This is a genomic window from Paenibacillus sp. PK4536, from assembly GCF_028594455.2.
Taxonomy (GTDB): domain Bacteria; phylum Bacillota; class Bacilli; order Paenibacillales; family Paenibacillaceae; genus Saccharibacillus; species Saccharibacillus nuruki.
The window spans coordinates 2,343,522-2,358,683 of sequence record NZ_CP126313.1 but is presented as its reverse complement, the minus strand read 5'-3'; the positions used below and the strand labels follow the sequence as shown (position 1 = coordinate 2,358,683).

Genomic DNA, 15,162 nt, shown 5'->3' with positions numbered 1-15,162 from the left:
ACAAAATATGGGATTGCAGATGGAGTTGTTTACTTGGTATACAAGTGAACTCAACCTTTGATCGAGCCAATCATCATCCCTTTAACAAAATATTTTTGTAAAAATGGATAAACGAATACGATTGGCATCGTTGTTACTACCATGGTCGCCAGCTTAATCGACTGTGAAGTGACTGAACGCGTAATCCCTCCCGGTACAGCCGCTAGCATCTGATTCGAACTGGATTCGGCTACCACACGATACAGATACGTCTGAATAGGTTGCAGATTAGTATCATTCATATAGATCATCCCTGTGAAATAGTCATTCCATTGGAATACTCCATGAAACAAAGCGATCGTTGCAATAACAGGCATGGATACAGGTAACACGACCCGTAAAAAGATCGACCAATCGTTCGCACCATCGATCCGTGCAGCTTCTTCCAATCCTTCTGGTATTTCACGGAAAAAGGTCATAAAGATAATAAGATCGAAAAAGCTAAACATCGCTGGAATAATATAGACGAGAAAATTATCTAACAACTGTAGATCTTTCATTAACAAAAAGGTAGGAATCAATCCACCGCTAAAAAATAAAGTAATGGTTCCGATCCAGATATAAATTTTGCCTCCAATCAATCCTTTTCGAGACAAAGCGTATGCCACCATTGCTGTGAAAAACACATGAATTGCTGTACCGATCAATGTTTTGGCGACGGTAATCCACATCGCTTGCATAATACCGGGACTTTGGAATACAGCTTTGAAACTTTCAAGACTAAAGATCCGTGGCCACCAGTAAATCCCACCACGCATGGCATCGGTTCCTTCATTCAATGCATTCACTAACACATACCAGATCGGATACAACGTGACAAAACAAATCAACACCATCAACACTGTATTCAATGTATCAAAAACCGCTTCACCACGCGTTTTACGATCTGCTTTTAGACTAATCATCATCATTCTCCTTCATCATTAGAGTGAGGGGTCTTTCAGGCGCACTTTCTTTTAAACCATTTTTGAGATTAGTGATTAGAGATTAAATACAAGAATTTAAAGGCAATAGATCAAATTCGTTAGATCAAGAAATTATTCTTCTTGCAAAAGCTTAGGTTAGGGGATTAGCAACTTAAAAACTCATAGCTAAATTATTGCAGCAGTGAAGGCAGTTAAACTAACTAATCTTTCCTGCCGCCCCCCACTCAGGGTAGCTTTAGCGGCGAGAATAGGGTGTTCTGAAAGAGTGAAACGATCGCCTTTAAGAATGAATATTTACTGCTAAAGCAGGGATCAAAATATTCATTCTTAACAGCGACGACAAGAACACCCTATTCTCAAAGCGCCTAACGCTCACCCCACCACCCTTTTAAAAGAGTGAAGTGTTGTTTAGTTTCTTGGTCACCTGATTGGCAATTACAAGTAGAATCAAGGCGATAATGGATTTGATAAGACCGATCGCTGTTGAGTAGGAGAAGCGTCCAGATAGTAGACCAGTTTGATAGACATAGATATCGATAACGTTACTGGCGCTTTCGTTGAGCGAGTTACGTAAGACGAGAATTTGGTCAAAGTTAGAATTCAGTACGCCACTGACGGCTAGTATGAATAGAATAGCAATCGTCGCTTGGATACCTGGCAAAGTGATGTACCACATTTTCTGGAAGCGTCCTGCGCCATCAATTGTAGCAGCTTCATACATTTCTGGAGATACACCTGCCATAGCTGCTAGGTAGATAATTGCTGACCAGCCCAGTTCTTTCCAAATATCTGAAGTGATCACGATTGTCCAGAAGTATTGCGGTTCAGCTAAGTAAGAGATCGGTTCTTGGATCAGATGAAGTGCCATTAGTACATTATTGATAATACCGACATCCGCTAACCATGTAGTCAAAATACCGCCAAGAATAACCCATGATAGAAAATGCGGTAGATACGAAATGGTTTGAACTGCTTTTTTGAAACGTACTGAACGTAATTCATTGAGAAACAGAGCAAATATAATAGGCAGTGGGAAACCGATAAATAGCTTGATTAAGCTGATTCCGAGTGTATTTCGAATCACATCGGGTAGATTTTCATCATCCATAAATGCTTTGAAATGTTCCCATCCGACCCACGGTGCATCGGCAATACTTTCAACAATATTAAATTCTTTAAATGCAATAATGATGCCATACATAGGAATATAGTTAAAAATCAACATCCATACCACACCAAGTAATGCCATCACCTGCAAGTGTCGCTGTGTATACAATCGGCGAAACCAGCGTTTGGTCGGTGAAGTGGTAATTTTATCTTTAGTTTTTCGAGTGGCTTTGGATTCTCTTTTGAGATCTGTGTCCATACATAAATCCTCCTTTGCGTTCTCTGTCGATGTCTGTATTGCTGTTGCGTCTTATCCTCCATTTGGTGAACAGCCTGTATCATTCTTTTTGCTTTTATGTAAGCGATTACATTTATTAAATTAATTATATCCTGCTGATGTCAGATCGGTAATGCTTCATTTTTCGTATTAGGTGTCTCATTTTTCGGGTGAACATCAATAAAAACCGCCAGAACGTATTTTCCTGACGGTTTTTAGCATTATTATAGTATGAAAAATTCATTTTTTCTAAAGTAATCATTGTATTCAGATCTTATATTATCGAAAACATTTTCTTATACAGATGATGTACCTTTGTTTTTGTTGTAAATATCGAAAGCAACTGCAAGTAGTAATACTAGACCTTTGATGCCTTGTTGCCAGTCGATACCCAGTCCTACAAGAGACATACCGTTATTCAGTACTCCCATAACTAGACCACCGATAATTGCTCCGAATACTGTTCCGATACCACCTGAAGCGGAAGCACCACCGATAAAACAAGCTGCAATAGCATCTAGCTCAAAGTTTGTTCCTGCTCTTGGTGTTGCTGCATTGAGGCGTGCTGCGAAGATCAAGCCAGATACAGCAGCCAATACGCCCATATTCACAAATACCCAGAATGTTACTTTTTTCGTTTTGACACCGGATAATCCAGCTGCTTTTTCATTACCACCGATTGCATATACATGACGACCCATAACCGTTTTGTTCATCACGAAGGAGTAGATAATAATAAGCAAGAATAACAATACAAGAATCGTTGGAATCCCTGCATAGCTTGCAAGTACAATCGTAAATGCGTTAATTACAGCGACCACTAGAACCATTTTGGTGAAAAAGAGGGCTTGTGATCCTGTATCAAAGTTATATCGACGCTGTGCTGCACGGTTACGTAGTTCTGTAATAATATACAGAATAGATAATGCAATCCCGGCAAGAACAGCTACAATATTAGTTGCCATATTAGAAAAGTCAGGGATAAAGCCTGAACTGATCTTCTGGAAACCATTCGGGAATGGCGAGATCGATTGACCTTCCAATACGATCATCGTTAATCCACGGAATAATAACATCCCTGCGAGGGTCACAATAAAGGCGGGTATTCGGACATAAGCCACCCAGAATCCTTGCCATGCTCCAATCAATCCACCGATTACGATAGATAGAATAACAGCTACGATTGGATTCATCTGCCATTGCACCATAAAGATTGCAGATACAGCACCCACAAATGCTGCGATCGATCCAACAGACAAGTCAATATGACCTGTAATAATAACAAGTACCATCCCGATCGCGAGTACCAGTATGTAACTATTTTGCAAAATCAGGTTAGTAATATTAATTGGTTTAAGTAGCAAACCTCCTGTTAAAACTTCAAACAACAGCATGATAAATAGTAATGCGATAATCATGCCGTACTGACGAATATTTCCTTTAAACATTTTGCCAAGTGTCGATTCTTTTTTTCCCTCTGGCTTGGTTAATGTAGACATACGTTATGCTAACCCCTTTCGTTTGTTAAATAGATTGAATGTAACGTTTTAGTGCAGAGCCATACGATTAAGAAGAACTGCGTGTCATATACGTCATTAGTTTTTCCTGAGTGGCTTCTTCACGGCTCACTTCACCGGTAATCCGTCCTGCATTCATCACATAAATGCGATCACAGATGCCTAAAATCTCTGGCAATTCGGATGAAATCACCAATACTGTTTTGCCTTCATCTGCAAGGCGATTAATGATCGTATAGATTTCGTATTTGGCACCTACATCAATACCACGTGTCGGTTCATCTAGGATCAAGATATCTGGACCAGAAAAAATCCATTTCCCCAGTACCACTTTCTGCTGATTCCCACCGCTAAGATTGCCTGTTTTCTGCAAAATATTTGGTGTTTTAATTTTCATTTGTCCACGCATATCTTCAGCAACCATGACTTCTTCTTGCTCATTGACCACTGTATTTTTGGTGATTTTACCAAGCCCTGTTAATGAAATATTGCGCTTGATATCGTCCATTAGGATTAGACCGTAGTTTTTGCGATCTTCGGTTACATAAGCAAATCCATTATCGATTGCTTGTGTGACGGTATTGTTGGTAATAGGTTTACCATTTTTGATCAATGTACCAGTGATTTTTTTGCCATACGATTTGCCGAAAATACTCATCACAAGCTCTGTACGACCTGAACCCATCAATCCAGCAATCCCTACTATCTCACCACGGCGTAGATTAAAGTTAGCGTTATGAATCATCTGACGGTCGGCATGTTGCTCATGGAATACGTTCCAATCTTTCACTTCAAGCACGACTTCACCGATCTTCGATTCATGGTGTGGATAACGATTGGTTAGATCACGTCCTACCATTCCACTAATGATCCGATCTTCAGTAATCTCGTCTTTGTGCATATCGAGTGTCTCAATCGTCTGTCCATCTCGCAAAATAGTTACGGAGTCAGCCACTTTAGAGATTTCGTTGAGCTTATGAGAGATCAGAATACAGGAGATGCCTTGACGTTTAAATTCAAGCATTAATTGCAGCAAGTTTTCACTATCGTTCTCGTTAAGAGCTGCTGTCGGTTCGTCCAAAATTAGCAATTTCACTTCTTTGGATAAGGCTTTGGCGATCTCAACCAATTGCTGTTTACCGACTCCAATATTAGTGATTAATGTATTCGGTGATTCGTTTAAGCCTACTTTGGTCAGCAATTCTTGGGTGCGTTGAAGTGTCTCATTCCAGTCGATAATGCCGCCTTTTTTACGCTCATTACCGAGAAAGATATTTTCAGCAATCGACAGATAAGGAATTAAGGCGAGTTCTTGATGAATAATAACGATCCCTAGTTCTTCACTTTGCTTGATATCGCGAAATTCACAGGTTTTGCCTTGAAAAATAATATCGCCTTCGTAGGTTCCATATCCGTACACGCCACTGAGTACTTTCATTAGCGTTGATTTACCAGCGCCATTTTCACCACACAGCGCATGGATTTCACCTTGTTTGACTTGTAGGTTTACATTTTCCAATGCTTTTACGCCGGGGAATGTTTTGGTGATATTTTTCATTTCTAAAATGATGTTGTTGGACATGGTGGTGCTCCTTTCATTAGATGGTGGGAGTGGAAAATACACTCTTGAGTTGGTGATGGTTTGCGTGTGCTGGGAGACGCTACGGGAGGGGAATCTTCTTGCAGTCGCGGTAAGGATAAATCCTTACAAGGCGACTTTCAGAATGATTCCTCTCCCTTCGCTCCGTTGGCACGTACGCTTTCCTTTTAAAGATTTAGAGATTTAGAGATTAAGAATTAGAGATTAAGGGCATGTTTTGTCCACTTTTGAGGTGAGTGGTGGCAGTTTTTTTAAGGACAACCATTGGTTTGTTTTAGAGATTGTTATGAATTGCCTTTCACTTCTGCTTCTGTATAGTATCCACTGTCGATGATGATTTTTTGGACGTTAGATTTGTCGACGGAGACTGGGTCTAGTAGGTAAGCTGGAACGACCATGATGTTATTGTTATATGATTTGATGTCGTTGACTTCGGCTTTTTTACCTTGCAAGATACTGTCTACCATGTCGGCTGTTTTTTCAGCAAGTTGGCGTGTATCTTTGAAAATAGTTTGCGTTTGTTCGCCAGCTACGATTGATTTGATCGATGCTAATTCGCCATCTTGTCCGGTGATAACAGGTAACGGTTTCTCTGCTGATCCGTAACCTACACCTTTTAATGATGAAATGATTCCGATACTGATACCATCGTACGGAGACAGAACAGCATCTAGATTGGCATCAGCGTAATAAGCACTGACCAAGTTATCCATACGAGATTGGGCTAAAGCGCCATCCCAGCGTAGTGTGGAAATCTGTGCCATCGTTTTCTGATTGCTTCGAACGACTAATTTGCCTGAATCGATATACGGTTGCAAAACAGACATCGCTCCGTTAAAGAAGAAGTAGGCATTGTTATCATCCGGTGAACCACCGAATAGCTCGATATTGAAAGGGCCTTTGCCTTTTTTCAGTCCCAATTTGTCTTCAATGTACGATGCTTGTAGCACCCCGACTTTGAAATTATCGAAAGTCGCGTAGTAACTTAAGTATCCTGTGTTCATAATCAGTCGATCATAAGCGATGACTTGAATGCCTTGTGCATGCGCTTTGCTGATTACATCGGTCAGTGTATTGCCATCTACCGAAGCGATAACAATCACATCAACTTGTTTGGTGATCATATTTTCAATCTGGGAAATTTGGTTTTCGACCACGTCTTCTGCATATTGCAGATCGGTTTTGTATCCTTTGGATTGGAACAGCTTCACCATATTGCTACCATCTGCTACCCAGCGTGCAGACGATTTGGTAGGCATGGAGATGCCGATATACCCTTTTTCTTTACTTCCTGCACTGCTCTCTGCAAGATTACAGGCAGATAAGGTAAACATCATGAGGATGATCAAGGTTAATAACGATCCTCTTTTCATCAGTTATTCTCCTTTCGAGTAGGTGTTCAATGAACGTCTTTTATTTTTGGTAACGCTTTCTTTTATGTATAATAGCATGGTAAAGATTGGGAGTCTTTTTGATAAACCGACCTTTTTTATAAAAATCGGACATAGTTTGGTGAGGAAGGTGAAATGAGGTGCTTCGCTACGGGGAGAGAATCTTCTTGCAGTCGCGGTAAGGATAAATCCTTACAAGGCGACTTTCAGAATGATTCTCTTCCCTCCGCTTGATGCACCTGCATTTCATTGGGTGGAGTGAGCAGGGAAAGATTAGATATTAAACAATGAATATAACCCGTGGTGCTAGTTGAAAAATAAAAATAGCCTTTGCCCAGAAAAACCATGCTCGGTACAAAGTCAATTTGTCGCTATTTCGAAAAAATTTCAGCAGGAATGGCAAGCTTTTGCTCCTTTTCTTAAACGAAAAAACCATCATCTGCTTCAGCAAAACGATGTCCATATCCTGACGCTTCATCTGCTAGGAAAAGGGCTAGGATTCACCTCCGAACGTGCCTGGCATCGCTTTATTCAAGGGAATTTAGTTCCTATCGTCGAAAGTTCTCGGTACCATCGGCGATGTTGAGATCTTCGCTTCGCGCTCAAGTGGTTACGCAAGCGACTCTCTTCACCGGAGTTCGGCAGCACATACTCGATCATCGACAGTCTTACGCTTCCCTTGTGCCACCCCCCGTTCGTTAAAAAAGGGCGCGATGCTTTCGAGGGCTAGCTGACGTTGGCTATTGCGCTTCCAAAAAGAGTCATTACTATGGATTCAAGCTACACGTGCAAATCGATTCATTCGGTTTCGTCCAAAGTTACGTCTTATCGGCCGCTTCGGTTCACGATGTACAGATGGTAGAAGAATTGCTTCGCGAGGAGCCTTCTGCCTTTGTTCTTGGAGATGAAGGGTACCTCAGTCAATCTTTACACGTTCGTTTGGAAAAGAACTTCGGTACCCTTCTTTGTGTGCCAATGCGTTCGAACAGCAAAAAAGAACGGTGGACGCCAGCCTTTACACGCCAGATGCGACGAAAACTCAAGCAAATCGAAACGTTATTTTCCATCTTAGTGACTCGTTTTGCTCTTTCTTCGATCCGTTCGAAGAGTCCATTCGGATTCGAAACGAATTTAGATGGGATTTTGCTAGCCTACACGCTTTGGAAAACAGGAGCAATTCAAGATTAATTTTAACTAGCACCACGGGTGAATATAATTTTTTGTATAATAGTTTGTTGTTTTAAATCTATGTACTTAACAAAAAAGAGATTGTCTAGTGACAATCCCTTACTTAATCCATTATTATTTTAAATTTAATGTTTGATAAGTTCTTTATTTGTATCTTTCTCTTCAGCATATATCGCCTGAAGATTTACTATTTCTAACACATGAAATACTTTATTTAATACCTCACTCGTTATATTACTATCTCCTGATTCAATCATTGATATTCGGGCTTGAGTGGTCTGAGCAAGCTTTGCTAATTTCGATTGTGAATAGCCCAGTTGTAATCGTCGGGATAGTACCAAGTGACCAATAGTTACAGAAAAACTATCTAAATAATCTTTCACTTCTGGAATCTCTCTAGCACTATTCTTCAACTCTGCAAAACTCTGTCCTAATTTTTTACGAGGACTCATTAGTTCCAACCTCCTCTAGATGAATATATTTATGAGGATTCTCTAAGAAATTGGAGTACAATAATTCCGACTGCTGTACTATTTCTTCAAATTCTTGAGAATATGTAGATTTCTTTATGATAGATTTTGTAAAAATAAGAATTTGAGTATTAGAATAATAATATTCAAAAAATATGGCTCTAAATGCTCCTAACCCTTTCCAATTCACTCTAAATTCTAATAATGGAACATGATTTCTTAATTCTTTAACGAGTTGTATAGTATAAGGTCTGCCATCTTCTCTCATATCCACAAAGTATTTTTGTGCAGCAATAGGTATTCCATGCTTCTCTAAAAATTCTAGTCCATTCATAATAAATTTAAACATTTGCATTTGATCTACGCTTTGTGAAGCCTCTTGTCTAACCTTATTAATGAGTTCATATACTTCTTGTTGTCCTGTTTCAGGATTCTCAATAAATTCAATTATAGTTTTCATTATATCGTATACGATATAAATTGTAAATTAAAATTAACCATTTATATACTCTCCTTTATCATTTTTAAATAAATAGTATCGTAAATAAGTATAAACTATACACGTTAAAATGCCACTATTTAAAAGCAAAAAAAAGACTGACCTGATAATATCAGCGCCAGCCTATCTTACTTCTTTATTTACACTTCTCCTCTTACTTTCTCGATCAACTCCAAATACTGGCGATCACCAAGTCCATAGCGTTGGAATAACTTCAGCATGGTTTGCATCACTTCTTCTTTGCTTTCTTTGGGATGGCTTGCAATGTAGCGGGTGAGCTCATTATCAGCTTGGTGCAAGTCCAGATACAAAGAAACTCCTTGGTACATCACAGGCATTAACGGACTGTCTGGCATCTTTTTCTCTAATATGACTTCACGATACAATGACGTATATCCGCCTAATGTAATTTCAGTTTGTTGTACATCATAAGTCTGCTCTTGTACAGCATTGAAATAGACGATGCCATCGTACCCGGATTGCTCCAGATAAGACAGTATGGTGAGTAGATTAATCTGGCAGAACATGTCTTCGCCAAACCAGAGAACGATACAGCGATATGAATGAGTAAATAGATGCTCCAAAGGTTCAATAACCACTTTCTCATAACCTGTTACTGAACTATGATGTCCCTCGGCACGTACTTGATTGAACGATGGGCTGAAAATATCTCCTGTTGCCGCGTGTACACACATCGCTTCATTAAAAGGAACATAATCGCTTTGCCCCATTAATTCCTGTGTACGGAATTGCTCATACATTACCTGTCCATTTAATACATTTAGAATGTCTTGATCGGCAAAAGCAGTTAATTGATTTTGTAATTCGGTAATGACTAATTTTTGGGAAATGTCTAACATGGTGATATCCTCTCCTTGTTCGATATTGAGTTTGAAATACGATTGCCACGGCTTCGGGTGCTTGCGAAAAACCATAGGCGTTACGCCAAATACCTCTTTGAATGCTCTAGCAAATGCTTCTTGAGAAGAATAACCATGCTCGATCGCAATATCGAGTATCCGTTCATGTGTCTCAGCAAGCAAGATCGATGCTAAAAATAATCGGCGAAGGGTACGATAGCTTTTGATACTTACTCCGGTATGATGCCGAAATTTGAATGAACAATAATATGGAGAATAGCCCATCTTTTCGCTTAATCGAAGCAATGAAAAATCTTCAAACAGATGGGCTTCAATCCAATCGATCATCTCTTGAATCCAATCGTTCATGATCACTTCTCCTTTCTGATTTTATTATGTAAGAAAACTTGCATCGCTTTTTGATGCTGGTTGTGTTTTCAATCTACTAGCTAATGATCCTTCGTTATACAAATAAAAAAGCCTACAGCATGATGATACTGTAGGCTATATCGAAGTGAACTATATAACGCTAAAACAAATCCATACTCAAATACCGCTCTCCATTATCCGGTGCGATACATAATACTTTTTTGCCTGCACCGAGACGCTTAGCTTCCTGCAATGCAGTCCATACAGTTGCCGCAGATGAAGGCCCCACGAGAATCCCTTCATATCTCGCAAGATCACGCATCGTCTGAATCGCATTCTCATCAGATACCTGTACAATCTCATCGTAAATAGAGGTATTCAAAATCGCTGGCACAAATCCCGGGCTGGTGCCGACTAGCTTATGCGGTCCTGGCTGTCCACCAGACAATACAGGCGATCCTTGAGGTTCGACGACCAGAATACGCACATCTGGTAAATGCTCTCTTAAGGTCTCACCTGTGCCTGTAATCGTTCCACCTGTCCCTGCGGAAGCAACAAAGGTATCCAGTGTATATTCCATTTGCTCTAAGATTTCGATAGCGGTTGTCTGCCGATGGGCATCTGCATTGGCTGGATTATCGAATTGTCTGGGCATATAACTGTTGGGAATTTCAGTCAGCAGTTGTTCAGCTTTACGAATCGCACCCGGCATTTTTTCAACAGCCGGTGTCAGAATCACTTCTGCTCCATAAGCTTGCAAAATCTGAATGCGCTCACGTGACATATTATCAGGCATAATCATTATCGCTTTATACCCTTTTGCCGCTGCATTCATCGCTAGTCCAATCCCTGTGTTCCCGCTGGTCGGTTCAATAATCGTACTACCTGGATGAAGAAGCCCCTCTTGTTCAGCACGTACAATCAGATTAAGTGCCGCACGATCTTTTACACTGCCACTCGGATTAAAATATTCTAACTTTACATACACTGCCGCATGATCAGCATCTGTCAGCTGATGCAAACGTACCACTGGCGTATCGCCGACTAATTCCGATATATTTTGAACGACTTTTATACTCATGAGGAATAATCTCCTTTAGCAATCTATTGAAAAAGCTAACTTTGTTTTGCTTGCTCTTCTAATGTTGCATAATACTGTACTTTGTCCACAATCTTAGCTAGATGGTGTTGCTGTTGTCTAATCTGAGATTGTACATATTGATAATGATGTTCCAACAGTTCCTTCCTTAAGGATACCGTAGTCTCTCCTTCACTGCGTAAATCTGCAAATTTTTTCATTTCTCGTATAGGCATACCCGTTTCCTTAAGTCTCATCAAGAAATCCAACCATAATATATCTGTTTCTGTATATTGACGATACCCTTTAGCATCTCTATAAATATCTTGTACTAAGCCGATTTTTTCATAATAACGTAGCGTATGTGCAGATAATCCTGTAATCTCAGTGATCTGCTGAATCGAATATAATGTGTCCATACCTCTAATTATACTATGATTGGCACCTTTTCTTGTACTTTTATAGCTAATTGATACGTCGAATAAAAAAAAGATTTGCCTTAGAGCGCGCTCTAACGTGTAATGTTGCACTTGTACTTCATATCGAATCATAAAGGAGCAATCTATATGTCTAATGAACGCTTTACTCAAGGGTGGAACAAATTGTTGGAAGTGGATGGTGAAGCAGGGCAACGAGTGATCGATTCTTTGGCTTCTATTGCACCTGATCTTGGCAACTATATTATAGAGTTTGCTTTTGGTGATATTTATTCCCGTCCTACCCTTACATTGCAACAACGCGAACTGATTACAATCTCTTCACTGATCACTCAAGGAAATTGTGAATCCCAATTAAATGTTCACCTGCATGGCAGTCTTAATGTAGGGATTACACCTGTTGAAATTATAGAAACGATGATTCATTGCTCGCCTTATATCGGTTTTCCCCGAGTATTAAATGCGATTGCTGTGGCTAAAGATGTATTCGCACAACGAGGAATAGAGATAACTCAAGCTTAAGTAGCTACGATATTCGGTCTATCTTCCGTTGTCTCTTCACTATACTTAGATGATCTTTTCGTATAATCGCTTTACAATAACTTAAAAAACCCTCACCTTGAGATTATTGATCAGGTGGGGGTTTTTTAGGTTGTAGAAATATATTTTATAACTGTATTTCATATCGTATTCATACGAAGCTATTTTGAATACTTAATTCAAAGGTTCTTTTTTCGCTTTTTCGCGATCAATTCCTTTTTCTTTCAAGGCTGGTTTTAATTCATCTTTTTCTAGCTTCCATAAAGGGACACCTGTCCGATAAGCCGCTCTAGCATTCAAATGACCTGCCACAGGAGCAGTGATAAATACGAACACAATCCCTAACAACACACGAGCACTTATATAATGATCGTATATCCAGAAAAATAGAAACGCACTCGAAAGTACACATAGTACGCCTAACGTTGCACTTTTGGTAGCCGCATGAGAGCGCAAGTACACATCAGGGAAGCGAATAATACCAAATGCACTCAGTACACTCAATATAGCACCGATCAGAACAAGAACCGATACTACAGGCTCACCGATCCACTGAATCATCTCGATCATCTCTATCTTCGTCTTCATGTTCGATAACCACTCCCCTTTCAATATACTTGGCAAATGCAACAGTTCCCAAAAACGCTAAAATTCCGACTAACAGCATCACTTCAAGATAGGCTTGTGTATCCATCATCATCGACAATACTGCAATAATGGCGATCAAGTTCACTCCGATGGTATCCAGTGCTGTAATTCGGTCAGCCATCGAAGGCCCTTTAAGAACTCGATACATACAACCCGCAATAGCAATAGATAACAGAATCAGTGCGATCAATAATGAGACTTGTAACATTACCGAGTCACCTCCTTGATCGCTTTTTCAAATGTTCCACGAATATGAGCAGATAACTCATCGGCATCTTGAATATCCATCGCATGAATATAGACCAGATGCTGATCACGTGAAATTTCAATCAAAATCGTTCCCGGCGTTAACGTCACCAGTGTCGACAATAAAGTCAGTTCCCAATCCGAAGTCAGTTCAGTCTGATATGTCAGAATACCTGGTTTGAATTTGAGACGTGGACTGATAATATGCTTGAGTACGACTACACTCGATACGATCAATTCTTTGATAAAAAGGACTAACAATTTGATAACCGCCCATATTTTCTGCCCATAAAATTCTCTGGGAAAAAAGCGGCGCATCACGTAGATTAACAATAACCCGATCAGATAGCCAATCACGAAGTTTAAAGTATCCCAAGTCGTATGCAAGGACATCCAGATCAAAGCTATCAACAGATTAAGTATAATTTGAAAAGCCATAGCTTCACCTACTCCTTCAATACGGCTTGGATATACAGTGTTGGATGAACCAATACATCGGCTGCTTGTGCAACAAACGTCTGAATCCACCCTGCTCCAAGTCCTATCAGAATAACAAACGCAAACAATACAGAAGATGCAGCCATCAAGCGACGAGGACGGAAAGGCGACCATTCATGGTACACTTCTCGCTTCACTTCAGGGCTATCTTGAAATACAGCACGATCATCAATTAATGGACGATCTTTGCCCCAAAAGGCTAGCATAAAGATTCGCATCACTGAATAAAGCATTAACAAACTTGCGATAAGACTGATAATCGTCATCGTATACCAACCGCGCTCCATACCGCCTTGCACGATCAATAATTTTCCGATAAATCCGCTCAGTGGAGGTACACCTGCTAATGCTAGACCGGTGATAAAGAACATCCAACCTGTAAATGGATATCGCTTAATTAAGCCGCTCATGTCTTTCAAATTCGTTGTCCCTAGTGCTCCAATCATAATCCCTGCCAATAAGAACAATAAAGCTTTGACGATCATATCATGTAGCATATAAAAGACAGCGCCTTCGATCCCAGCTACATTCGCAGTCGCTAATCCAAAAGCGATCAAGCCTACACCTGCGACAACATTATAAACAAGAATCTTATTCACATCCCGATAAGCGACCGCACCAATCACACCCAGTACCATCGAGGCGATCCCCATCCAACCAATCAATGTATATAAAAACCCGGTATCATGGTAAAAGATCAATGTAAATGTACGAATAATCGCATATAATCCGACCTTAGTTAATAAGCCTGCAAAAATCGCTGTAATGACTGAAGGTGGAGCAGCATACGAACCCGGTAACCAGAAGAATAAGAATAATCCTGCTTTGAGCCCGAACACAATTAGAAATAGAAACGCAATCACGCCGATAATCCCATCTTGCCCTGCTTCAGCTACACGCTGGGATAAATGAGCCATATTCAGTGTACCGACAGCGGCATACAGATAAGCCATCGAAGCGACAAATAAGGAAGAAGATACAATATTGATTAGAATATATTTTAACGTCACTTGTAGTTGACGCTTCGTTCCACCCAATACAATCAGAGCATAAGAAGATACCAACATCACTTCAAAACAAACAAATAAGTTAAACAAATCGCCTGTTAAAAATGAACCGTAGACTCCTACTAATAAAAATTGGAAAAACGGATAAAAGTGATGCTTTTCACGTTCTTCTCCGATACTGGCAAAGGCGTAAAATAAACATACTGCTCCTAATATCGAAGTGGTTAGCACCAGCAAAGCAGCGAACATATCAGCTACAAATACAATGCCATAAGGCGCTGCCCAACCACCCATTGCTAGAGTCTGAATACCTTCCATCCGCACGGTAATCACAATCCATACTGCCACACCTACATTGACAATTACAGCAATTCCACCTAGCCAGCGTTGGATCGGTACATGACGCATCCCGAATATCTGAAGTACAGCGGCAATCAAAGGAATCAATAGTGGCATAATTAATAA

At 40.1% G+C, this 15,162-nt stretch carries 15 protein-coding genes and 1 pseudogene; 2 read left to right on the top strand and 14 right to left on the bottom strand.

Annotation, left to right across the window (positions count from 1 at the left end; translation table 11 throughout):
- Positions 1 to 50 precede the first annotated feature (50 nt).
- The 5 genes from PO903_RS10610 to chvE all read right to left on the bottom strand — a co-directional run bounded on the left by PO903_RS10610 (position 51) and on the right by chvE (position 6,839).
- A complete protein-coding gene (locus PO903_RS10610; RefSeq protein ID WP_137221071.1) occupies positions 51 to 944 on the bottom strand; it encodes a carbohydrate ABC transporter permease in 894 nt (297 codons plus the stop codon).
- Between the two features lie 409 nt (positions 945 to 1,353).
- Positions 1,354 to 2,331, bottom strand: coding sequence for an ABC transporter permease (locus PO903_RS10605; RefSeq protein ID WP_273593386.1), 978 nt, complete (start codon positions 2,329 to 2,331; stop codon positions 1,354 to 1,356).
- Positions 2,332 to 2,645: 314 nt separating this feature from the next.
- Positions 2,646 to 3,848 (bottom strand): multiple monosaccharide ABC transporter permease, encoded by a 1,203-nt coding sequence (mmsB, locus tag PO903_RS10600; protein WP_069326625.1) that lies wholly within the window; start codon positions 3,846 to 3,848, stop codon positions 2,646 to 2,648.
- Positions 3,849 to 3,915: 67 nt separating this feature from the next.
- Positions 3,916 to 5,448: a multiple monosaccharide ABC transporter ATP-binding protein gene (gene mmsA, locus PO903_RS10595; protein WP_069326626.1), complete on the bottom strand. Its 1,533-nt coding sequence runs from the start codon at positions 5,446 to 5,448 to the stop codon at positions 3,916 to 3,918.
- A 302-nt stretch (positions 5,449 to 5,750) separates the two neighbouring features.
- Positions 5,751 to 6,839, bottom strand: coding sequence for a multiple monosaccharide ABC transporter substrate-binding protein (gene chvE / locus PO903_RS10590; RefSeq protein WP_273593385.1), 1,089 nt, complete (start codon positions 6,837 to 6,839; stop codon positions 5,751 to 5,753).
- Positions 6,840 to 7,571: 732 nt separating this feature from the next.
- Here chvE and PO903_RS10585 point away from each other — a divergent pair.
- A pseudogene (locus tag PO903_RS10585) lies at positions 7,572 to 8,045 on the top strand (IS982 family transposase); the annotation flags it as partial.
- A 125-nt stretch (positions 8,046 to 8,170) separates the two neighbouring features.
- Here the strand turns inward: PO903_RS10585 and PO903_RS10580 are convergent.
- From PO903_RS10580 to PO903_RS10560, 5 genes are all read right to left on the bottom strand, one after another.
- Complete coding sequence (locus tag PO903_RS10580; RefSeq protein WP_273593384.1) at positions 8,171 to 8,497, bottom strand: helix-turn-helix domain-containing protein; 327 nt, start codon at positions 8,495 to 8,497, stop codon at positions 8,171 to 8,173.
- Positions 8,484 to 8,975: a hypothetical protein gene (locus PO903_RS10575; protein WP_137221084.1), complete on the bottom strand. Its 492-nt coding sequence runs from the start codon at positions 8,973 to 8,975 to the stop codon at positions 8,484 to 8,486. Before PO903_RS10575 ends, PO903_RS10580 begins: the two co-directional genes overlap by 14 nt.
- 179 nt (positions 8,976 to 9,154) lie before the next feature.
- Entirely contained in the window at positions 9,155 to 10,243 is a 1,089-nt protein-coding gene (locus PO903_RS10570) for a helix-turn-helix transcriptional regulator (RefSeq protein ID WP_273593383.1), read from the bottom strand.
- A 160-nt stretch (positions 10,244 to 10,403) separates the two neighbouring features.
- On the bottom strand, positions 10,404 to 11,324 hold the full coding sequence (gene cysK, locus PO903_RS10565) for a cysteine synthase A (RefSeq protein ID WP_273593382.1): 921 nt from the start codon (positions 11,322 to 11,324) through the stop codon (positions 10,404 to 10,406).
- A gap of 35 nt (positions 11,325 to 11,359) precedes the next feature.
- The gene (locus tag PO903_RS10560; RefSeq protein ID WP_273593381.1) at positions 11,360 to 11,740 is read right to left on the bottom strand and encodes a MerR family transcriptional regulator; all 381 of its coding nucleotides are present in this window, start codon (positions 11,738 to 11,740) and stop codon (positions 11,360 to 11,362) included.
- Positions 11,741 to 11,887: 147 nt separating this feature from the next.
- Between PO903_RS10560 and PO903_RS10555 the strand changes: the two genes are divergently transcribed.
- Positions 11,888 to 12,280: a carboxymuconolactone decarboxylase family protein gene (locus PO903_RS10555; RefSeq protein WP_273593380.1), complete on the top strand. Its 393-nt coding sequence runs from the start codon at positions 11,888 to 11,890 to the stop codon at positions 12,278 to 12,280.
- Between the two features lie 192 nt (positions 12,281 to 12,472).
- On the opposite strand, the gene mnhG is transcribed toward PO903_RS10555, so the two are convergent.
- Genes mnhG through PO903_RS10535 form a run of 4 tightly spaced genes read right to left on the bottom strand, consistent with a single transcriptional unit; the run spans position 12,473 to position 15,153 of the window.
- Positions 12,473 to 12,886 (bottom strand): monovalent cation/H(+) antiporter subunit G, encoded by a 414-nt coding sequence (mnhG, locus tag PO903_RS10550; protein ID WP_502921677.1) that lies wholly within the window; start codon positions 12,884 to 12,886, stop codon positions 12,473 to 12,475.
- Entirely contained in the window at positions 12,840 to 13,154 is a 315-nt protein-coding gene (locus PO903_RS10545; RefSeq protein WP_069326637.1) for a Na(+)/H(+) antiporter subunit F1, read from the bottom strand. The genes mnhG and PO903_RS10545 overlap by 47 nt, the downstream gene beginning before the upstream one ends.
- Positions 13,154 to 13,630 (bottom strand): Na+/H+ antiporter subunit E, encoded by a 477-nt coding sequence (locus PO903_RS10540; protein ID WP_069326638.1) that lies wholly within the window; start codon positions 13,628 to 13,630, stop codon positions 13,154 to 13,156. Before PO903_RS10540 ends, PO903_RS10545 begins: the two co-directional genes overlap by 1 nt.
- Before the next feature lie 8 nt (positions 13,631 to 13,638).
- Positions 13,639 to 15,153 (bottom strand): Na+/H+ antiporter subunit D, encoded by a 1,515-nt coding sequence (locus PO903_RS10535; RefSeq protein ID WP_273594643.1) that lies wholly within the window; start codon positions 15,151 to 15,153, stop codon positions 13,639 to 13,641.
- Positions 15,154 to 15,162: the final 9 nt, after the last annotated feature.